General features: G+C 55.2%; 16 protein-coding genes and 3 pseudogenes. 6 read left to right on the top strand and 13 right to left on the bottom strand.

Annotation, left to right across the window (positions count from 1 at the left end; genetic code table 11):
* Positions 1-20: 20 nt before the first annotated feature.
* The 3 genes from gcvT to HC248_RS12425 form a co-directional block, all read right to left on the bottom strand.
* Entirely contained in the window at positions 21-1169 is a 1149-nt protein-coding gene (gene gcvT, locus HC248_RS12435; protein ID WP_168922753.1) for a glycine cleavage system aminomethyltransferase GcvT, read from the bottom strand.
* 103 nt (positions 1170-1272) lie between these two features.
* Positions 1273-2274: a D-erythronate dehydrogenase gene (gene denD / locus HC248_RS12430; protein WP_168922752.1), complete on the bottom strand. Its 1002-nt coding sequence runs from the start codon at positions 2272-2274 to the stop codon at positions 1273-1275.
* Between the two features lie 104 nt (positions 2275-2378).
* The gene (locus HC248_RS12425) at positions 2379-4064 is read right to left on the bottom strand and encodes an electron transfer flavoprotein-ubiquinone oxidoreductase (protein WP_168922751.1); all 1686 of its coding nucleotides are present in this window, start codon (positions 4062-4064) and stop codon (positions 2379-2381) included.
* 481 nt (positions 4065-4545) lie between these two features.
* On the opposite strand from HC248_RS12425, the pseudogene HC248_RS12420 reads away from it, so the two are divergent.
* A pseudogene (locus tag HC248_RS12420) lies at positions 4546-5811 on the top strand (NAD(P)/FAD-dependent oxidoreductase); the annotation flags it as partial.
* A gap of 150 nt (positions 5812-5961) precedes the next feature.
* Here HC248_RS12420 and HC248_RS12415 read toward each other — a convergent pair.
* Positions 5962-6993, bottom strand: coding sequence for a LacI family DNA-binding transcriptional regulator (locus tag HC248_RS12415; RefSeq protein WP_238342619.1), 1032 nt, complete (start codon positions 6991-6993; stop codon positions 5962-5964).
* A gap of 182 nt (positions 6994-7175) precedes the next feature.
* Here HC248_RS12415 and ptsP point away from each other — a divergent pair.
* The 3 genes and pseudogenes from ptsP to HC248_RS12400 all read left to right on the top strand — a co-directional run bounded on the left by ptsP (position 7176) and on the right by HC248_RS12400 (position 12480).
* Positions 7176-9650, top strand: a pseudogene (gene ptsP / locus HC248_RS12410) (phosphoenolpyruvate--protein phosphotransferase).
* Positions 9647-10633 carry a 1-phosphofructokinase gene (gene pfkB / locus HC248_RS12405; protein WP_168922749.1) on the top strand — a complete coding sequence of 329 codons (987 nt, stop codon included), beginning with the start codon at positions 9647-9649 and terminating at the stop codon, positions 10631-10633. The pseudogene ptsP and the gene pfkB overlap by 4 nt, the downstream one beginning before the upstream one ends.
* A 41-nt stretch (positions 10634-10674) precedes the next feature.
* On the top strand, positions 10675-12480 hold the full coding sequence (locus tag HC248_RS12400; protein WP_168922748.1) for a PTS fructose-like transporter subunit IIB: 1806 nt from the start codon (positions 10675-10677) through the stop codon (positions 12478-12480).
* Positions 12481-12607: 127 nt separating this feature from the next.
* On the opposite strand, the gene HC248_RS17725 is transcribed toward HC248_RS12400, so the two are convergent.
* The 4 genes and pseudogenes from HC248_RS17725 to HC248_RS12385 all read right to left on the bottom strand — a co-directional run bounded on the left by HC248_RS17725 (position 12608) and on the right by HC248_RS12385 (position 15063).
* The gene (locus HC248_RS17725; protein ID WP_238342844.1) at positions 12608-12778 is read right to left on the bottom strand and encodes a hypothetical protein; all 171 of its coding nucleotides are present in this window, start codon (positions 12776-12778) and stop codon (positions 12608-12610) included.
* Positions 12756-13371 (bottom strand): annotated as a pseudogene (locus HC248_RS12395) (glutathione S-transferase family protein); the annotation flags it as partial. The pseudogene HC248_RS12395 and the gene HC248_RS17725, both read right to left, overlap by 23 nt.
* A 415-nt stretch (positions 13372-13786) precedes the next feature.
* Complete coding sequence (locus tag HC248_RS12390; RefSeq protein ID WP_168922747.1) at positions 13787-14401, bottom strand: peroxidase-related enzyme; 615 nt, start codon at positions 14399-14401, stop codon at positions 13787-13789.
* 101 nt (positions 14402-14502) lie between these two features.
* Positions 14503-15063 (bottom strand): LuxR C-terminal-related transcriptional regulator, encoded by a 561-nt coding sequence (locus HC248_RS12385; protein ID WP_168922746.1) that lies wholly within the window; start codon positions 15061-15063, stop codon positions 14503-14505.
* 140 nt (positions 15064-15203) lie between these two features.
* On the opposite strand from HC248_RS12385, the gene HC248_RS12380 reads away from it, so the two are divergent.
* Both HC248_RS12380 and HC248_RS12375 read left to right on the top strand, forming a co-directional pair.
* Positions 15204-15911, top strand: coding sequence for a CoA transferase subunit A (locus HC248_RS12380; protein ID WP_168922745.1), 708 nt, complete (start codon positions 15204-15206; stop codon positions 15909-15911).
* Between the two features lie 3 nt (positions 15912-15914).
* Positions 15915-16553 carry a 3-oxoacid CoA-transferase subunit B gene (locus tag HC248_RS12375; RefSeq protein ID WP_168922744.1) on the top strand — a complete coding sequence of 213 codons (639 nt, stop codon included), beginning with the start codon at positions 15915-15917 and terminating at the stop codon, positions 16551-16553.
* Between the two features lie 137 nt (positions 16554-16690).
* On the opposite strand, the gene gloA is transcribed toward HC248_RS12375, so the two are convergent.
* The 5 genes from gloA to HC248_RS12350 form a co-directional block, all read right to left on the bottom strand.
* A complete protein-coding gene (gene gloA / locus HC248_RS12370; RefSeq protein ID WP_168922743.1) occupies positions 16691-17107 on the bottom strand; it encodes a lactoylglutathione lyase in 417 nt (138 codons plus the stop codon).
* A gap of 145 nt (positions 17108-17252) precedes the next feature.
* The gene (locus tag HC248_RS12365) at positions 17253-17807 is read right to left on the bottom strand and encodes a PaaI family thioesterase (protein WP_168922742.1); all 555 of its coding nucleotides are present in this window, start codon (positions 17805-17807) and stop codon (positions 17253-17255) included.
* 4 nt (positions 17808-17811) lie between these two features.
* The gene (locus HC248_RS12360; protein WP_168922741.1) at positions 17812-18468 is read right to left on the bottom strand and encodes a DNA-3-methyladenine glycosylase I; all 657 of its coding nucleotides are present in this window, start codon (positions 18466-18468) and stop codon (positions 17812-17814) included.
* 35 nt (positions 18469-18503) lie between these two features.
* Positions 18504-19292, bottom strand: a complete 789-nt coding sequence (locus tag HC248_RS12355; RefSeq protein ID WP_168922740.1) for an SDR family NAD(P)-dependent oxidoreductase — start codon at positions 19290-19292, stop codon at positions 18504-18506.
* Positions 19289-19927: a 2-dehydro-3-deoxy-6-phosphogalactonate aldolase gene (locus tag HC248_RS12350; RefSeq protein ID WP_168922739.1), complete on the bottom strand. Its 639-nt coding sequence runs from the start codon at positions 19925-19927 to the stop codon at positions 19289-19291. The genes HC248_RS12355 and HC248_RS12350 overlap by 4 nt, the downstream gene beginning before the upstream one ends.
* Positions 19928-19929 lie beyond the last annotated feature (2 nt).

The raw sequence follows: 19929 nt of genomic DNA, 5'->3' as shown, positions 1-19929 counted from the left end.
CTGTTGATGCTTGGGGATCATCAACCGCGAAAGTAACGGTTGGCAATAAAGGGCAAGGCACAAACTTGCATGGGTACTGGCTTGCCGCGCACCCTGGCTTGGATTCGCGTGCCTAGCGCTGCGTGGCTGGGTGTGACATAGCCCATGGCGAGTGCTTGATTCAGACTCGGCGAGAGCAGGCCGCTGCTGACTTCGCCTAGCAACGTGCCGTCGATTGCGTGCAGGGCGCTGTGCTCGCGCACGGGGATGCGTTCTAAAGCGATCAAGCCAACGCGTTGCCGGCTCAAACGACTGGGCTCGTCGAGCTCGGCGAGGATTCGTTCAGCGCCCGGAAAGCCACCAGCCCGCGCGCCACCGCTGCGGCGTACTTTTTGAATTGCCCAATTGAGCTGGGCTTGGATGGGTGTGGTGCTTGTGTCTATGTCATTGCCGTATAGGCAAAGACCGGCTTCTAGTCGCAGCGAGTTACGCGCGCCCAGTCCTGCGGGTTTGACTTCGCTTTGCGCCAGCAGCGCCCTGGCTAAGGTCATGGCTTGATCGGCCGGTACCGAGATTTCAAAACCATCTTCGCCGGTGTAGCCGCTGCGGGTTAAATAGCAATCACAGCCGGCAATTTCAAAGCGCCCGCCGGTCATAAAAACTAACTTTTCAACACCGGGTGCCAAGCGCCCTAAAGCGGTTGCGGCCAGCGGGCCTTGTAAGGCCAGTAGCGCTCTGTCGGGCATGGGGATAACTGCACAGCGCGTGCCAATGTGTCGTTCAATATGCGCCAAGTCAGCGGCCTTGCAGGCGCCGTTGACGATGATGAAGATGTCGCCGCCATCGGCCAAATTGCGATTGACAAACATCAAGTCGTCAAGAATGCCGCCAGCCTCATCAAGCAGCAGGCCGTAGCGCTGTTTGCCGGCGGCTAAACCTATGACATCGACTGGCATTAGGCTCTCTAATGCCGCGGCGGCATCTTGGCCCTCAAGCCGCATTTGCCCCATGTGAGAGACATCAAATAAGCTTGCTGCCAGCCGGGTATGCAGGTGTTCGGCGATCAAGCCAGCCGGGTATTGCACCGGCATCGAATAGCCCGCAAACGCCACCATGCGCGCGCCCAGTTCTAGGTGCAGGGTATTGAGCGAGGTGGTGAAAAGCGTGCTGTCGCTAGCGTTGTCTAGCATGAGTTTCTCCTTTTGACGGCTATGAAAAAAGCTTTGCTCAGTCGTGCAAAACAGTGCTGTTAGATCAAGTCAAATCAGTCTAAGCCCTGCTTCAGATTATTTTTTAGCCCGGGTTCTCGCGCATGTATGCGGCGACTATGCTGTCGAAATCGGTGTCCGGTAGCAGGCCGAGTGCGCGAGCCCGACCGGCGTCTATTTTCGACGGCCAGCTGGTGACGATTTTTATAATCGCTGGGTCTGGCGTCCAGTCAATTTTGGCGGCCGTGCTAGCGCCGGCCAAGCGCTCTAAGGCTTTGGCCATCTCACCGGCGCTAGTGCTCAGCGCTGGCAAATTCATCGCCGTGCGCGCACCCCATTTCTCGTCACTCGCTTGTAGCGCGCATACCAAACCTTCAATAGTGCGTTCTGGCGAAGACAGTGCGACTGGGGTTTCTGCTGCGACCGGGCAGGCGCCGCTAAGGCCAGCGAGTGGTTCGCGAATCATGCCGCTGAGAAAACTAGAGGCTGCGCCGTTCGGTTTGCCCGGCCGCACGCTAACCGTCATCAAGCGCAAATTACGCGCGCGAATAAAACCCTTGCGGCCGTAGTCAGCCACCATTTGCTCGCCGATGAATTTTTGTATACCGTAGCTGCTTTGTGGGGTTGGCAAGGTGTGGTCATCAATCACTTCTGGCAGCGGCTGCGCAGCTGAATTGCCAAACACGGCCAAGGAGCTGGCGAATACCACGGTAGGGCAGGTTTTGAGTGCTCGGCAGGCTTCTAGTAAGGCGCGGGTGGCGTCTACGTTGCTGCGCATGCCGAGGTCGAAATTGGCCTCACATTCGCCGCTAACAGCGGCGGCGAGGTGAAACACCACGGCGTCTTGTTCGCGCACCACAGGGCCTTGTGCGCTATTGCTGGCGAGTAAATCATTGAGGTCGCCCACCACGCTGCGTATGCGTGTGTCAGCCGCTAGATCGGCAGGTGGGCTGGCGCGGTCTACCAAGCTGATGCAAGCAATAGTTTGCGGCGCTGCGCCGGCCAGACTGACTTGGCCGAGTGCGAGTAATTCACGCGCTAGGCGCGCACCCAAAAAGCCGGCGCCGCCGGTGATGACTATGTTCAAAGTGTCCCCTTGTAGTTGTAGTGACTTCAGCAGCACGGGTTTGCTCAGAAGAGCTTGTGGAGTGAGTTGAACAACTCTTTCCCCCGTGCCATGAAGCCCTCAGTCTACATCCCGCTGTAGTTCGGGCCGCCGCCGCCCTCGGGTGTGACCCAGACTATGTTTTGGGTTGGGTCTTTGATGTCGCAGGTTTTGCAATGCACGCAGTTCTGGGCGTTAATTTGCAGCCGGTCGCTGTTGTCGGGGTTTTTCACATACTCATAAACACCGGCCGGGCAGTAGCGGCTTTCGGGGCCGTCATAAATCGCTAAATTGACGTTCACGGGAACGCTGGCGTCTTTTAGGGTCAAATGCGCTGGCTGATGTTCTTCGTGGTTGGTGTTGGAGACAAACACCGAGGTCAGTCGGTCAAAAGTGATTTTGTTGTCTGGCTTGGGGTAGACAATCGGCGTGCACTGCGCCGCCGGTTTAAGCATGCTGTGGTCGGCTTGGGTGCGATGCAGCGTCCAAGGCGGGCTTTTAATGCCCAGCTTTGGCAGCAGCCACTGCTCTATGCCGGTCATCAGCGTGCCAACATATAGGCCTTTTTTAAACCACGCCTTGAAGTTGCGTGACATGTCTAGTTCTTGGGCCAACCAGCTTTTGGCGTAAGCCTCTGGGTAAGCGCTGAGTTCGTCATGCTGGCGGCCAGCGCCAACGGCTTCGAAAGCCGCTTCTGCGGCTAGCATGCCGGTTTTAATCGCCGCGTGACTGCCCTTGATGCGGCTGGCGTTGAGGTAGCCGGCTTCGCAGCCAATCAGCGCGCCACCCGGAAACACTGTCTTTGGCAGACTCAGCGCGCCGCCAGCGGTAATCGCCCGCGCGCCATAGCTCACGCGTTTGCCGCCTTCTAGGTATTGCTTGATGGAGGGATGGGTTTTCCAACGCTGCATTTCTTCAAACGGGCTCAGATAGGGGTTGCTGTAGTCCAAGCCGGTGACCAGTCCTAGTGTGACCAGATTGCCTTCAAGGTGGTATAAAAATCCGCCGCCATAGGTAGCGTTGTCCATAGGCCAGCCGGCGGTGTGAACGACTAAGCCGGGCTGGTGTTTGGCTGGGTCTATTTCCCACAATTCTTTGATACCCAGCGCATAGGCTTGTGGGTCTTTGCCTTCGTCGAGCTTGAATTTGGCAATCAGTTGGCGACCCAAGTGGCCGCGTGAACCTTCGGCGAACACGGTGTATTTACCGTGTATTTCCATACCCAACTGAAAGCTGCTGCTGGGCTCACCGTCCTTACCAATGCCCATATTGCCGGTGGCCACGCCTTTGACTGAGCCGTCATCGTTGTAAAGCACTTCGGCAGCGGCAAAGCCTGGGAATATTTCTACGCCTAGGTTTTCGGCTTGCTGCGCCATCCAACGACTCACATTGCCCAAGCTGACGACGAAGTTGCCATCGTTGTGCATGCAGTCGGGGACTAAAAAACCGGGGGTTTTGATGGCGCCGGTCTCGCTCAAAAACAGCACTTTATCGCTGGTGACCGGCTGATTGAGCGGCGCGCCTAGCGCTTTCCAATCGGGAAATAGCTCGGTCATGGCTTTTGGGTCCATCACTGCGCCTGACAGGATGTGGGCGCCTGGCTCTGAGCCTTTTTCTAGCACTACTACCGATAATTCCTTGCCATTTTCGTTGGCCAGTTGTTTCAGTTTGATGGCAGCGGCTAACCCGCCGGGGCCGCCTCCGACTACGACAATGTCGTATTCCATGGCTTCACGGGGGCCGAATTTGGCAAGAATTTCTGAGGTGTTCATCTGAGGGACTCGCTGATAAGAAAATTAAATCTCAGTGGAGATTGTCCATGTTCGCACGCGGGTGGTTTCCTGCGGTTAATTAATGGTTTAAAACTTGTACGCTACAAGTGTTTTATTGTCCAAGAGCCTAAGAGTTTGACATGAGTGATTGTTCAGGCCTAATCGTTTGTGTCGCCTTTGCTTAGAGGCCTGTGTGCTACTTGGCATAGCGTTTGCCAAACGCCTTAGTTGCGTCTGGGTGAGACGCTACTAACTGGACTAAAAAGCATGACTCAATTAAATGCCCCAACCGATCCAAGCCCAGTGCTTTGGTGTATCGATTCAGGGCTTGTTCGTTCAAGACTTACGTTGGTTAAGCCGTAAAGGCTGGACCTTGTTACACCCAAATAAAAGAAACAAATCGATGGAAACCAAATCCCTTAGCGCTGACTTATCGCTCACTTCCTCAATCGGCGTTGATGAGCTTGGCGTCACAGTGCAGGCCAGCATTGGCCGCAAGGCGCCGGTCGAAATGGCCTACGCTTCGCATGCCGTTGTGATTGTGGGCGCAGGCGCTGCTGGCATATCAGTGGCGTCTAGCTTGCTCGCTCGCGATCCCGATTTAGACATTGCCATCATTGATCCCGCCGAAGCTCACTACTACCAACCCGGCTGGACCATGGTGGGCGCTGGCATTTTTGATGCCGCCTCAACAGCCCGCACGATGGGCAGCGTGCTGCCACGCGGCGTTCACTGGATTAAGTCGGCTGTCGCGGCGTTCGAGCCTGAACGCAATGCTGTCATTCTTGATAGCTGCCGTGTGGTGACTTACCAGCAACTTGTTGTATGTCCCGGTCTCAAACTCGATTGGCTTGGCATCGAAGGCTTGACTGACACACTGGGCTGTAACGGCGTAACGTCCAACTACCGCTACGATTTAGCGCCCTACACCTGGGAGTTGGTACAAAGCTTGCGCGGTGGCAGAGCCATTTTTTCCCAGCCACCCATGCCGATTAAGTGTGCGGGCGCGCCGCAAAAGGCGATGTATTTATCCGCCGACCATTGGCGTCGCCAAGGCGTGCTCAAAAACATAGAGATTGATTTTTGCAACGCTGGCGCTGTGCTTTTTGGTGTCGCCGCTTACGTTCCGGCGCTGATGGAATACATCTCTACCTACGGCATCAATCTTAATTTTGGCGAGAGCTTGGTGGCGGTTGATGGGCCGGCTCAGAAAGCGACTTTCGCCACGCGCAATGCGGCGGGAGAAAAAACCCTAGTCACGCGTGACTTTGACATGCTGCATGCTGTGCCGCCGCAAACCGCACCTGACTTCATACGTATCAGTCCATTGGCAGACGCTGCCGGCTGGGTCGATGTCGATGCCGCATCGCTACGCAGCAAGAAATATCCCAACGTTTTTGCACTCGGCGACGTGGTCAATACCAGCAACGCCAAAACGGCGGCTGCGGTGCGCAAGCAAGCACCGGTAGTGGCACACAATCTGCTCGTCACCCGGACTGCGAACGGCAGTGACGCGGCTTATGACGGCTATGGATCGTGTCCGCTGACGGTAGAGCGCGGCAAAATCGTGTTGGCTGAATTCACTTATGGCGGCAAGCTAGCGCCTAGTTTCCCCAAGTGGTTGATTGACGGTACGCAGCCGTCTACGCTGGCTTGGCTCCTTAAAGAAAAAGTCCTGCCGCCACTTTACTGGCAAGGCATGCTCAAAGGCCGCGAGTGGCTGGCTCGTCCAGAGCTGACCCGCTAAGTCGATAGTCAGACCGGCAAACTAGCGCTATCGCAGCCGTCTTAGGCGTTGTCACTGCCGAGGTCTTGGGCAAACCTTTTACGATCATGATTAAAACTTAGACCGCTGGCCGACTCAATCGTTAGGCCTCATGTGGCCAAGGCGGAAGAACTACTTTGTGTTGCGCTGAGTTGAGCCGCGCAGCAGCAGTTCACCCCGCAGCACGACTTGGCGCACCGCACGCTCTGGCTGTGCCACTCTTTCGATCAATAGATTGATCGCGGTTTGACCAATTTCGTGTGTCGGTTGGCGTATCACGGTGATGTCTGGCGTGACCAAGCGGGTCCACGGTAAGTCGTCAAAACCAGCGACTGCGCAGGCCACCGGCACGGGCACGCCAGCGGCTTTGACCGCCTCGACAATGCCTTGCAAGATCAGGCCGCTGCTAGCTAGCAGCGCATCCGGTGGTGATTCGCCTTGCAGCAAATGCTCTGCAACTGCGTAAGCGCGTTCGCTGCGCGGCGCAATCGCTTCGGCCTGAGTTGCCAGTCCAGCTGCAGCCATGGCGGCGAGATAACCTTGGTGCCGCTGCGGCCCGGTAGAGCCGATCGAGCCATAAAGAAAAATAATCCGTTGATAACCTTCTGCAATCAAGTGTTCGGTCAGGCGGTAACTGGCGTCGAAGTTGTCCAGTACCACCGCGTCGACTTGGGTGTCTCGCTCGCAGCGGTCCACCAGCACCAGCGGAAACGGGTAGTTTGTTGGACGCAGGTTTTTAAGCAGGGCCAGCGTGGGTGACAAGATGACACCGCTGACGTTTTCGTCCCGCATCATGGCCAAGTAAAAAGCTTCTTTTTCTGGATCTTCATCTGCATTGCACAAAAACACCCGCATGCGATTTTGGTAGGCTAGTTCCTCAACTGCATGACTGATCTCAGTAAAAAACGGGTTGCGGATGTCCGACACGATAAGGCCCAAGGTGTCGGTGCGGCCAGAGCGCAGTCGCCGCGCCGCCAAGTCTGGCCTATAGCCCAGTGCTTTGACCGCAGCATCAACCCGCGCACGCGCGTCGTCGCTGACACCGGGTTGTCCCGAAATCACCCTAGACACCGTGGCAGTTGAAACGCCTGCCTGTTTTGCCACATCCACAATCTTGACCATCACAACCCTAAATTTATGTAATCGATTCCATTTATTGTGCATTACTACGCTGTAAATTCCGATGTGTTTAGATGTTTTAAATCCTAAACACAGGGTAAAACCTAGGTAGTTCAGTGATAAAAGGTCTTTTTAATACTGAAATTTAATAGACAATCAAAATGTAAACGATTACATAAATATTGACATCACCTATCAGCACGCTAGCCACTAGCAAGGACACACGGATGGAAACCATAACGACTGACTGCGTAAGACTGAATGCTCAGGCCAGCAGCAAAACCGAAGCCGTACGCCTAGCTGGTCAACTGTTGGTGGATGCGGGTTACATTGCGCCCGGCTACATAGAAAGCATGCTCAAACGCGAAGCAGTAGCCAACACCTTTTTAGGCGCGGGCGTGGCGATACCGCACGGCATGGTGGAAGACCGCCATCAGATCCACCACACCGGTGTGGCGGTGGTGCAGTTTAGAGACGGTGTCGACTGGAAAGACGGTGACCAAGCACAACTGGTCGTGGCGATTGCCGCTAAGTCAGATGAGCACATCGTGTTGCTGCGCCGCCTGACCCGCTTGATGCAAGCCCAAGGTATTGAAAACTTAATCCACACCGATGACCCGCAACTGATGGTGCGCACCTTGGCCAACGAATCCGCGCAAGCCGCCGCTATTGACCTGCCAGAATGGCAAAGCAGCGCCCACAGCGATTGGATACTCGACTATCCCAATGGTCTGCATGCCCGTCCCGCCACCCGTTGGGTTGAAACCGCCAAGCGCTTTGCCTGCGACATCCGGGTCTACAAGGCGCAGGAGTTTGCGGATGCCAAGGCCTTGACGAGCTTGTTGTCGCTAGGCGCTACGCGCGGCGACAGCTTGCGTCTGGCCGCCAGTGGCCCGGATTCCCGCCGCGCAGTTGATGCGCTGCTGGACTTGGTGCGCAGTTTGTCGGCGGAAGAAAAAGCCGACGCTGAGCGCGCCCGCCGCAACGCCTTAGTCGCCCGCCGCAGCACGCCAGAATGGTTGCCAGAAGGTAAATCACAAGCCATTTACGGTATTGGCGCCAGCCCCGGTCTTGCCGTCGGCAAGCTGGTACGGCATGTCAGCCACCAGTTTGACGTGCCGGACAGCCCGGGTGATGTAGTCGCCGATGGCGAGGCCTTAGAAGCCGCACTGCTGGCCATCACCGCGCAACTGCAAACCTTGGAAGTCCAAACCAGCTCCCGTTTAGGCGCCGCCGAGGCGGCTATTTTCGCCGCGCAACGTGAGTTAATTGCTGACGACCAACTGCTGCACGAGGCCATGGCCACTATCTTGCGCGGCCGCGGTGCGGCGTGGGCTTGACAACACGCTTTGCAAGCGCGTGTGGAAAAGCTTCAAGCCGTGGCTGACCCGCTACTGGCTGCCCGCGCACTTGATTTGCGTGATGTGGGTGAGCGGGTGTTGGCCCACCTGTTGGGCATAAAGCGGCATAGCCAAGTGCTGACTCAAGCCAGCATTTTGGTGGCGGACGACTTAACCCCGTCGGACACTTTGCAACTCGATATGCAGTTTGTGGTTGGGCTGGCCATTAGCAGCGGCGGGCCGACTTCACACACCGCCATTTTGGCGCGCACCTTGGGTCTACCTGCTGTGGTTGCCGCTGGCAGCGCTTTGCTGGCTGCGCCAGAAGGGCAACTAGCCGTCATCGATGGCGGTATGGGCGCGCTTTATCTGGCGGTGTCTCCAGCTGATCAGGCGGCGGCTGCTGTGGTGATTACCCGTCAACTCGCCACCCGCAACGCCCTGCGCGAGAGCCGCTATCTGCCGGCTACGTCCACCGACGGTCACAGGATTGAAATCGCAGCCAACGTGGCCAATGCAAAGCAGGCTAGTTTTGCCATAGAAGCCGGTGCCGAAGGCGTAGGACTGATGCGCTCCGAGTTCTTATTTTTGGAGCGCAATAGCGCCCCAGACGAAGAAGAGCAGTACCGCGTCTATCGTGAGATGACCGAGGTCATGGGCGGGCGCACTTTGATCATCCGCGCGCTAGACATTGGCGGTGATAAAAAAGTGGCTTACTTAAACCTGCCCGCAGAAGAAAACCCTTTTCTTGGCGTGCGTGGTGCGCGCCTCTTGCTAAACCGTCAGGACTTGCTCTACACCCAGCTGCGCGCGCTGTACCGCGCTGCGGCGCACGGCCCCATCCGCATCATGTTTCCTATGGTTACCCACACCAGCGAGATCGAGGCGCTGCGCCAACACTGCGAACATGCCCGGGCTCAGGTCAACGGCCCAGAACTCAAAATTGGCATCATGGTCGAGGTACCCGCCGTGGCCTTGATGGCGGAAAAGTTTGCGCCACTGGTCGACTTTTTCTCAGTCGGCACCAACGACTTAACCCAATACACATTGGCCATTGACCGGCAGCACCCTGAACTAGCCGCGCAGGCTGATAGCTTGCATCCGGCCGTGCTGGACTTGATTGCCCGTACCGTGGCGGCGGCTAAAAAACACGGCACTTGGGTTGGCGTGTGTGGCGGCCTAGCCGGTGATCCGCTAGGCGCACAGATACTCATGGGCTTGGGTGTCGATGAGCTGTCTATGAGCGCGCAAGATGTGGCCGCAGTCAAGGCTGCTTTGCGTGGCCAATCGTATGCAGACATGCAACTGTTGGCGCAGCGTGCGCTGACTGCCGGCAGTGCCGACGAAGTCAGAGCGCTATGAAACCGCATTCAAACTTTCTTGACAAACCGCCGCGTGTGCTGGCCGTGGCCTTGAATCCGGCGCTAGACCACACCTTAGAGCTAGATCACTTGCGGGTGGGTGAAGTGAATCGGGCTTTACGTATGCAGATAGATGTGGGCGGCAAGGGCATTAATGTGGCGTCTTGCTTGGCCGATTTTGGTGTTCACAGCGCTGTCACCGGTCAAATCGGCCTGGCTAACGCGGCCCAATTCGAGGCCCTTTTTAACGCCAAAGGCATAGACAACCACTGCGTCTACCTGGGCGGCTTAACCCGTATCAACACCAAGCTGGTGGACTTAAGCAGCGGCACCACCACCGACATCAATATGCCCGGCCCAAGCCTGACGCCGGACGCAATAAAAGCCTTGCTTGAGCAACTGCGCACGACAATTAGCCAGCTAGTTAGCGCCGGTAGCTGGGTGGTGACATCCGGCAGTTTGCCGCCAGACTGGCCGGCTAATACTTATGCCGGTTTGATCCATCATGTGCACAGCCTAGGCGGCCATGTACTGCTGGACGCTAGTGGTGCTGCAATGGCCGCCGGCTTAGGCGCTGGGCCTGACATCATCAAACCCAACCTTGCTGAACTTAGCGAGCTGATAGGGCGCAGCTTGAGTGGCACCGACTCAGTGGTGGCCGCAGCACGCGAACTACTGGCCCGGCCCAACGCACCGGGCATGGTGATTGTTTCTATGGGCGGCGAGGGCGCTTTGTTTGTCAATCGGCAGCAAGCGCTGTTGGCGCACGCTATTCCCACCGAGCTCATCAGCAGCGTGGGCGCTGGCGACGCCATGGTGGCTGGCATTGTGGCGGCCCAAATTGAGGGGCTGGCACTCTCCGAATGTGCTTGCCTAGCGACGGCGTTCTCAGCCGCCAAGCTGACCCGCCTAGGCCCTCATATGCCTTCACCCGAGACGGTGCGGGCGCTGGCCCAAATGGTTCACCTCAGCTCAATCGGCTGAGCCACTCGTTCCCCTATACCCCGCGCTAAAAGGAAACTCCCATGTCAAAAATTGTCGCCGTGACCGCCTGCCCGACCGGTATCGCTCACACCATCATGGCCGCCGAGGCCTTGCAACAAGCTGCTGAGCGCGCTGGGCATAGCCTAAAGGTGGAAACACAAGGCGCGGCAGGTAGCCGTAACAGCTTGAGTGCGGCCGATATTGCCGCCGCTGACGCGGTGATTATTGCTGCCAATACAGCCATCAATACCGACCGCTTTGCTGGCAAGAAACTGCTGCAAGTGGGCACAGAGACGGCTATCCGTGACGCCCAAGCGGTGCTTAGCCAAGCGCTTGCCGAGGCGCGCCCGGCTGCATCGTCAGCATCATTAACAAAAACGTCCGTCGCCGGCGCTGCGCCCGCGCGTGGCCCGTCCCTGCCGCAAATTGTCGCCATCACCTCTTGCCCTACCGGCATCGCCCACACCTTTATGGCCGCCGAAGGTCTGGAGACTGGCGCCAAGGCCAACGCACTGACTATCAAGGTTGAAACGCAGGGCTCGGTAGGCACGCAAAATACGCTCACCGAAGCCGATGTGGCGAATGCTGAGATTGTGCTGATTGCTGCCGATACCAATGTAGACATGAGCCGCTTTGCCGGCAAACGTATTTATGAAACCCACACCAAAGCCGCTATCAAAGACGGCGCTTTAGTGGTGCGTACTGCAATGGCAGAGGCCAAAGTTGCCGCTCCGGCCAGCACTGCGGCCAGCACTACGGCCAGTGATGAGGCTTATACCGATCAGGTAAAAGCTGCCAAGACCCAGCAAAGCGCTAACCGCACCGGTGCTTACAAGCACTTGATGACTGGCGTGTCTTTCATGATTCCCTTTGTGGTGGCCGGCGGTCTTCTAATCGCTTTGGGTTTTGCGTTGGGGGGTATTTACGTTTATGAAGATGCCAACAAAGGCACGCTTGGCTGGACGCTGTTCACGATTGGTGCCAAGAGCGGCTTCGCTCTGATCGTGCCGATTTTGGCGGGCTTTATCGCGCATTCGATTGCTGACCGTCCCGGCTTGGCACCGGGCATGATTGGCGGCATGATTGCCGCCTCTACGGGCGCAGGTTTTATCGGCGGTATTGCAGCTGGTTTTTTAGCTGGTTATACGGTTAAGTTTCTCAACGAGAAAATTCAGCTAGGCCGCAATCTGGATGGCCTTAAACCGGTGCTGATTTTGCCGTTACTGGGCACCACCATCGTCGGCTTGCTGATGTATTACGTGGTCGGTGAGCCGGTCTCCATCTTGCTCGCGGCCATCACCGGCTGGCTGAAAGGGCTGCAAGGCACGAACGCTGTCTTTTTAGGTTTGCTGCTGGGCTCCATGATGGCTTTTGATATGGGTGGCCCGGTCAATAAAGCGGCTTATGCTTTTGCCACTGGCCTGATTGCCAGCGAGGTGTTTGCGCCCATGGCGGCCGTCATGGCTGCCGGAATGACGCCGCCTTTGGCGCTGGCTTTGGCCACGGTGATTTTTAAGAACCGTTTCACCGCAGATGAGCGTCAAGCCGGTAAAGCCACTGCTGTGCTGGGTATTTCCTTCATCACCGAAGGCGCGATTCCGTTTGCCGCAAAAGACCCGCTGCGGGTGATCCCCGCACTAATGCTGGGCTCGGCCTTGGCCGGTGCGCTGTCTATGCTGGTAGGCGCTGAATTACGCGTGCCGCACGGCGGCGTGTTTGTGCTTCCAATTCCGAATGCCGTGACCCACTTAGGTGTTTATCTGTTGGCTATTGTGGCGGGGACCTTGGTCAGCGCGCTGGCCTTGGGTGCGCTAAAACGGCCTCTGGCAACGCCAGTTGCCAGTTGATTTTTGCGTGATTTCGCCACTAATTGTCTTCCAATCCGGTGTCTGTCGAGCGTACTTAGTTGCGCGTGAGAATCGGTCAAAGGCATGATCCAAGCCTAGCCTGATATGGGCTAGGCTTTGGGTTTGATTACGACTTATCCGCAGCCCCAGGGTTTAGCTTGTCTTGCGTTTTTGTCTCAAAGTCGCTGGCGACGTGGCGTTCATGCAGTTGACTTGATAACTCACCAAAGGCGCGGTTGACCTTTCGGTCGCGCATAACGGCTGGGCGCGCCGCGATCTCGTCGGTCCAGCGCGGCACGTGCTTGTATTCTCGTCAAGCAGCCGCTTGACGTTAGGCCATATTGCCCACGCTTTAGCGCCCAAAATAAACGGTATGGCACGTGCCTAGCCCCAAACCGCCATATCGACAATGGTGTAGGTCTCACCCAGCATGTAGCGGTGCTTGGCAAGTTGCGCTTGAATCAATGCGCCAATGGCGCTGCGCCTAGAAGTCGTAGCGGTTTACGGCGTAAGCCTTAGGCTCAGGCTCAGGCGCAAAGTGTTGAAAGTACACAGCTTGGCCACGACAAGGGTCAATGCCGGTGGCTACCAACATCAACCACGACAGCATCTGAGCGCGCTGCGCAGGCGTGTTCTCGGGCAGATAGGCACCGGTTTTTCAGTCAAATAAAGCAAGATGGCATTGCTATCAAAAACAACTGCATCACCGTCGACTAAGGCCGGCGTTTTGGCATTCGGATTGATGGCGAGAAACGCTGACAGCTACTGATCACCCTTATGCGTATCAACTGGAACCAGCTCGTATGGCACACCGGCTTCTTCCAGAAGCAGAGCGATTTTGGCGGGGTTCGGAGTCGGGTGGTAATAAAACTTAATCGTTGGGTTTCTTATGTGAGTTGTGGGCTTAACTTTTTCAACTCAGAGCCAGAGTCAGAGCCAGTGCCAGTGCCAGTGCAAGTTCCCTTATCAATAACCCTTTCAGCCAATGTGATCTGTTTTTTTTTAGTGGCAGCAGCCAAGTTTTTAACCTCAGACACCAGAGCGGGTGTAATTGCAATTTGTCGAAACTCAGTCCGATTAGTTTCTTTTAGTCGCAGCCACTTGCTTAGTGACAGATCTCAAAGCCATGTTGGATAAAGCCAAAAAAATCGTATCGACTGATGCTGTGAATCGTGCGATTACCCGTCGTAGTTGGAGCGCTCTGTGATTGAACTTGCTACCAATCTGCTGGATCACTAGATCACGCAAACCGGCAGTGCATTCATCGATTGATTACTGCTTGGCTTAGACCTATTTGAATATGTTCTCAAGACGCTACCCGCGCCGGCCTGGCCACTCGCCCCATTAAATAAAACTCCGGATTGGGCTGCATGCCGCTAAAACTCGCCATGCGGTTAGATAAGCCAAAAAACGCAGTAATGGCGGCGATGTCCCAAGCGTCTTCGTCGTCTAAACCGTGGGTTGCTAGCGCGGCGAAATCTGCGTCTTCAATTTCTGCTGAGCGCAGACAAATCTTCATCGCAAAGTCCAGCATGGCGCGCTCTCGCGCCGAGATATCGGCCTTGCGGTAATTGACTGCAACTTGATCGGCTAGCAGTGGCTTTTTTTCGTAGATGCGGAGTAACGCGCCGTGGGCGACGACGCAGTAAAGACACTGGTTGGCGGCGCTGGTGACGGTGACTATCATTTCGCGCTCGCCTTTGGTTAGTGAGCCGGTTGGGTTAGAGCCCTCGTCTTTGAGCATGATGGCGTCGTGGTAGGCAAAAAAAGCCCGCCACTCAGCTGGCCGGCGCGCCAGACTTAAAAAAACGTTTGGCACAAACCCGGCTTTTTCTTGCACTGCTAACAATTTTTGCCGGATGTCGTCGGGCAAGTCTCTTAGCTCTGGATGGGGGTAGCGTGCGGGCGTGCTGGGCTGCATGGTCTGTCCTAGTGTTGGTGTTAGGTTGAGTGCTTGAGCGTAGCTGGAAATTGATTTGAGCAACGCGTGAGTACTTCACAGTTGCAGGTTTTCACCAAGATTCAACCGGCCATGAGTTTGCTGACTAAATCAGCGGTGGTTGACGCTCTGTATTTACGCATCAGTCTGGCGCGGTAAATCTCTACAGTGCGGTGGCTGATTATTAGCGCTCGGCCAATTTCTTTAGAGGTTAGCCCGCCCATTAAATGCGCCGCCACTTCGCGCTCTCTGGGGGTTAGGTCGGCGGTCACGGGCCGGCGTGCGCTGAGGTCTTCAAAAGTCCAAATGCCGGATTCATGCGGCAGTTTGCGGTTCAGTGCTCTGCCAGTGACATGGCACCAAAAGATATCGTCTTTGAGATTTCCGCCTACCCGCTTCATTATGCGGTCGTCAGAGTAAAGGCCGCAGGTATTGAGAATTGGCAACATACGCACGCCAATGCGTTCGTATTCATCGACACTGGGGTAGAGCACTAAAAAAGACTGGCCACAAAGTTCTTCCCGGGTTGCGCCAAACATTTCGCACAGATGTTGATTGCAGTCGACTATGTTTCGGTTTCTCGACAATACCAGGCCCACTGGCGCTAAGTCGAAAGCGGTTTGATAGTTTATTTCTGAGGCCACTTTTTTACTCGGCTGTTCTATGTTCTATGCGCTTTTACTGAAGGTTTGCCTATCGGGCAAACCCGTTACGGATTACTACCTATAACAATGCGTAGTATCGTATCGCAGCAACTCAGCTTATCCAAAACAAGGAGATTATTGTGAAGAAACTTTTTCCCTCTGCCGCCGCAGCCCTTAAAGGCGTGGTCAGCGACGGACAACTGATTGCCGTAGGCGGCTTCGGTTTGTGCGGCATTCCCGAGGCGTTAATTGATGCCTTGCGCGATAGCGAGGTGCAAAACCTCACCGTGATTTCTAACAATGCTGGTGTTGATGGCTTTGGTCTGGGCAAACTACTTGAATCCCGTCAAATCAAAAAAATGATTGCCAGTTACGTGGGTGAGAACAAGGAATTCGAGCGCCAGTTTTTGGCTGGTGAATTAGAACTCGAATTCACACCACAAGGCACTTTGGCTGAAAAGCTGCGCGCTGGCGGCTCTGGTATTCCAGCTTTTTTCACCAAGACCGGTGTCGGTACATTGGTGGCAGAAGGCAAGGAATTACGCGAATTTGACGGTGAGACTTATGTCATGGAGCGCTCGCTTTTGCCAGAGGTCTCGTTAGTTAAAGCGTGGCGCGCCGATCCATCCGGAAACCTGCAGTTTCGCTTGACTGCACGCAACTTCAATCCCGCCGTCGCGATGGCCGGAAAACTCTGTATTGTTGAAGTCGAAGAAATGGTTGAACTCGGCGCTATGGAGCCAGATCAAGTTCACCTACCCGGCGTTTATGTGCACCGCATTGTGTGCAATCCGACACCCGAAAAGCGCATCGAAAAACGAACTATCACCGAAACGGCAGGAGCTTAAATCATGGCCTGGACACAAGACCAAATGGCTGCGCGTGCTGCGCAGGAATTGCAAGACGGCTTTTACGTCAACCTCGGAATAGGTATTCCCACGCTAGTGGCCAACCATGTAAGCCCTGACATCGAAGTCTGGCTGCAATCAGAAAACGGCATGTTGGGCATTGGCCCTTTTCCGACTGCAGACAAAGTTGATGCTGACTTGATTAACGCTGGCAAACAGACCGTGACGACGATTAAGGGTTCAGCAATTTTTGGCAGTCACGATAGCTTTGCGATGATTCGTGGCGGCAAAATTAATCTGTCCATCTTGGGCGCCATGCAGGTGAGTGAAAAGGGCGATCTGGCCAACTGGATGATTCCGGGCAAGATGGTCAAAGGCATGGGCGGTGCTATGGATTTGGTTGCCGGCGTTAAGCGCGTGATCATTCTCATGGAGCATGTGGCTAAAAAGAAAGACGGCACCGAGGACATGAAGATTCTGCCCGAGTGCACATTGCCGCTCACCGGTTTGGCCGTGGTTAACCGCATCATCACCGACTTGGCTGTGATGGATGTCACACCTGAAGGCTTAAAAGTAGTGGAGCTTGCGACCGGAGTGACGCTGGAGTTGCTGCAGTCTAAGACTGGCGTTAAATTGATTTGAGATTGTTACTGCTTGCAGAAATTTTTTCTGCGGGCACTTTAACCATCAGTCAAACCGCAGGCGCGGCACTGATTGAAAAACTAAAGGCTAAATTTTCACTGAAGAAAATTTAGCCTTTTTTTTGTTTTTAAAGTTTTTTAAGCTTGGCTTAAACCGGTACCAGCGCCGTCTTCTTTGCGCTGTATGAGTTCAATCTTGTAGCCGTCTGGGTCAGTCACAAAAGCAATCACTGATGTGCCGCCTTTGACAGGCCCGGCTTCACGCGTGACTTGGCCGCCAGCGAGCTTAATCGCTTCGCAAGAGGCATAGGCATCTGGCACGCCCAGCGCGATGTGGCCGTAGGCAGTGCCTAGCTCGTACTTGTCGGTGTCCCAGTTAAAGGTCAGTTCAATCTCGGCTTGAGCCGGATTGCCTTCGTAGCCGACAAAAGCCAGCGTGTATTTGTAGTCGGGATTCTCAGACGTGCGAAGCAGTTTCATGCCTAACACTTTGGTATAAAAATCAATAGAGCGCTGGAGATTGCCAACGCGAAGCATGGTGTGAAGTAAACGCATTTATTGATTATGCGCAAATTAGTATGGCCTTGCGCAATACCTTAGCTCTAGTTTTGTGACCGAGTTGCATTCATATTCGTATGCATACTTATGATTAAAGAGAAAAGTGCAGGCTAATTTTTCTCTGGTTTTCATCAAGCGCAACTTAAATCTTGCGCGCCTCAAACACCAAACAAGTCGTGGTTGCATGCGCATAGAGTTTGCCATCGGCACCATTGATACTGGCCTGCGCGGTAGCCAATTGCCGGCCGCTGTGAATAATCGTGCCAGTAGCGCGCAGTGGGCCACTTTTATGAGATGCGGCGCGAACGATGTTAACGCTCAGTTCCGCAGTGGTGTAGGCGCGACCAGCCGGCAAGGTGGAGTGTATGCAGCATCCAAGTGCTGAATCGAGCAGCGTGGCATACCAGCCGCCATGCACTGTGCCGAGTGGGTTGTAGTGTTTAAGCTGTGGTCGGCCCTGAAACACGGCTTTGCCGACTGTGATTTCTATCAACGAGAAATCCATGGTGTCAGCAATGTGCGAATAAGGAATTTGGCCGTCCATCATGGCTTGCATTATTTCTAAACCGCTGAGTCCTTCGGTTTGTTCTGGCTGCGCAATGCCGGCATGACCGCCATTGGCCAGCATTCGTTCGCGCACAACGTCGTACTCTGCTTGCCACTGAATTTGGATTTCTTCTGGGGTGATATTTTTCATGGGTTTAGGTCTTTGAATAAAGAAGTGGGGGTGTGAAAGCGCGGCGCGCGGCCAATGCTTTTTCGCGGCTGTTACAGCCTTCTAGGTGATCGTTGACGAGGCCCATGGCCTGCATAAAAGCGTAGAGCGTGGTCGGCCCGACAAAAGTCCAGCCGCGCTTTTTGAGGTCTTTGGAGAGCGCGATTGAAGCGGCAGTACTGGTCATTGTTTTGAAGGCTTCAAAACTCAGTTGCGCCGGTCTTTGGGCTGCATCGGGTTCTTGTTGCCAGACGTAGGCGGCTAATGCGCCGAATTCGCGCCGCAGCTCTAACACGCGTTTGGCGTTATTAATGCTGGATGCGATTTTTCCCGCATGCCGCACTATGCCCGCGTCAAGCATAAGGCGGCGCGTGTCGGCTTGATCAAATTGGGCTAATTTTTCCGCCTCAAAGTTGGCAAAGGCTGCGCGAAAATTCTCGCGCTTATTCAAAATGGTGAGCCAGCTAAGACCGGCTTGAAAACCTTCGAGACAGATTTTTTCAAACAAGCGGCGCTCGTCGGCAACCGGGAAACCCCATTCCGTGTCGTGGTAGTGACGGTAAAAAGGCGAGGCTGCGCACCAAGTGCAGCGTGTGCTTGCAGCGTCGTCGATAAAAAGTCCGGCTACTTCAGGCGCGAGCATAAGGCTTTAATTTTCAATTTTTCTTTGTGATTGGCTTATGTCGCCATGGTGTAGTTAAGCGTCATGCGCCCGCCGTCAACCACCACAATTTCACCGGTGATGTAGCTTGCCGCATCGCTGGCTAAATAGGCCACGGTGTCGGCGATTTCAGACGGACTACCGAGACGGCCCATGGGCGTGCGGCTCATGATTTTGGCTTTGGCCTCGTCACTGGTGAGCACCGCCTTGGCGGCCAGTTCAGTGGCTATCGTGCCGGGTGCGACTGCGTTGACGCGAATGCCTTTGCTGACTAGCGACAAGGCCATCACACGCGTTAATTGGTTGATGCCGCCTTTGCTCACGTTGTAGCTGGCGATTGTGGGAATGGCGAGTACGCCGTTGACTGAACTCATGTTCACAATACTGCCCTGAGTGCCGGCTTGCACCATGGCGCGTGCGACTGCTTGACCGACTAAAAATGCGCCTTTGAGGTTGATGCGCAGCACGGCGTCAAAGTCGGCTTCGCTGATATCGAGAAAATCTGCGGCCTTAAAAATACCGGCGTTGTTGACCAAAATATCAATCCGGCCAAACTCTGCGATGGCGCTGGCGACTAAGGCATCGACTTGGGTTTTGTCGCCCACATCACAGTGCACAAACAGTCCGCCCAGCTCTTGGGCCAGCGCTGTGCCGCGCGTGTCATCGATATCTGCAATGACTAGTTTTGCATCTTCTTGGGCAAAGCGGCGCAAGCAGGCTTCGCCAATGCCTTGCGCGCCGCCCGTGACTAAACAGACCTTGCCAGCCAGACCAAACGAAATTTTTGCAGGTGTGGTTTTACTCATGCTTTTATCCTAGCAGCGAAAGCTTGGATGAAATGCGCCGCACTGTCGCCCACATTCTCAGCACTACTGCCGGGTTTATACAGCGCAGAACCTATGCCAAATCCGTTGGCGCCAGCACTTAGCCAGTCTTGCATATTGGCAGCTGTGATACCGCCTACTGGCAGCACCAAGGTCTCGGCGGGTAACACGGCGCGCAAGGCTTTGACTACGGTTGGCGAAACCATCTCAGCCGGGAATATTTTCAGACCTGTAGCACCTGCGGCCAATGCTGCAAAGGCTTCGCTGGGGGTCATCACGCCGGGCAGGCAAATCAGACCTAAGTCCACGGCTTGTTTGACCACTTCTGGGTTGAAGTTGGGCGCAACGATTAGTTGGCCACCGGCTGCATGCACATTGCGCACATCAGCTGGCGTGAGCACAGTGCCGGCCCCAATCACAGCGCTTGGGCAGGCGCTGACCATGGCGGCTATGCTGCTGAGTGCTTGCGGTGAGTTCAGAGGCACTTCAATTAAAGGCCAGTTTTTACGCACCAGTGTTTGACAAACGGCAACTGCATCGCTTGGGGTGATGCTGCGCAATATGGCAATAAGCGGCAGGGTTTGCAGGGCGAGGGCGAATTTTTGCGAGTTGGTCATAC

The sequence above is a fragment of the Polaromonas vacuolata genome, from assembly GCF_012584515.1.
GTDB classification, from domain to species: domain Bacteria; phylum Pseudomonadota; class Gammaproteobacteria; order Burkholderiales; family Burkholderiaceae_C; genus Polaromonas; species Polaromonas vacuolata.
The sequence above is the reverse complement of the archived record's forward strand: the minus strand, read 5'-3'. Positions and strand labels throughout refer to the sequence as shown.

Excerpts from the sequence above, each read along its gene's own strand:
- HC248_RS12415 (WP_238342619.1), bottom strand. The coding sequence starts at position 6,993 with ATGCACAATAAATGGAATCGATTACATAAATTTAGGGTTGTGATGGTC.
- HC248_RS12375 (WP_168922744.1), top strand. The coding sequence starts at position 15,915 with ATGGCCTGGACACAAGACCAAATGGCTGCGCGTGCTGCGCAGGAATTG.
- HC248_RS12400 (WP_168922748.1), top strand. The coding sequence starts at position 10,675 with ATGTCAAAAATTGTCGCCGTGACCGCCTGCCCGACCGGTATCGCTCAC.
- HC248_RS12425 (WP_168922751.1), bottom strand. The coding sequence starts at position 4,064 with ATGAACACCTCAGAAATTCTTGCCAAATTCGGCCCCCGTGAAGCCATG.
- HC248_RS12360 (WP_168922741.1), bottom strand. The coding sequence starts at position 18,468 with ATGCTCGCGCCTGAAGTAGCCGGACTTTTTATCGACGACGCTGCAAGC.
- HC248_RS12390 (WP_168922747.1), bottom strand. The coding sequence starts at position 14,401 with ATGCAGCCCAGCACGCCCGCACGCTACCCCCATCCAGAGCTAAGAGAC.
- HC248_RS12350 (WP_168922739.1), bottom strand. The coding sequence starts at position 19,927 with ATGACCAACTCGCAAAAATTCGCCCTCGCCCTGCAAACCCTGCCGCTT.
- gloA (WP_168922743.1), bottom strand. The coding sequence starts at position 17,107 with ATGCGTTTACTTCACACCATGCTTCGCGTTGGCAATCTCCAGCGCTCT.
- HC248_RS12355 (WP_168922740.1), bottom strand. The coding sequence starts at position 19,292 with ATGAGTAAAACCACACCTGCAAAAATTTCGTTTGGTCTGGCTGGCAAG.
- HC248_RS12365 (WP_168922742.1), bottom strand. The coding sequence starts at position 17,807 with ATGAAAAATATCACCCCAGAAGAAATCCAAATTCAGTGGCAAGCAGAG.
- pfkB (WP_168922749.1), top strand. The coding sequence starts at position 9,647 with ATGAAACCGCATTCAAACTTTCTTGACAAACCGCCGCGTGTGCTGGCC.
- gcvT (WP_168922753.1), bottom strand. The coding sequence starts at position 1,169 with ATGCTAGACAACGCTAGCGACAGCACGCTTTTCACCACCTCGCTCAAT.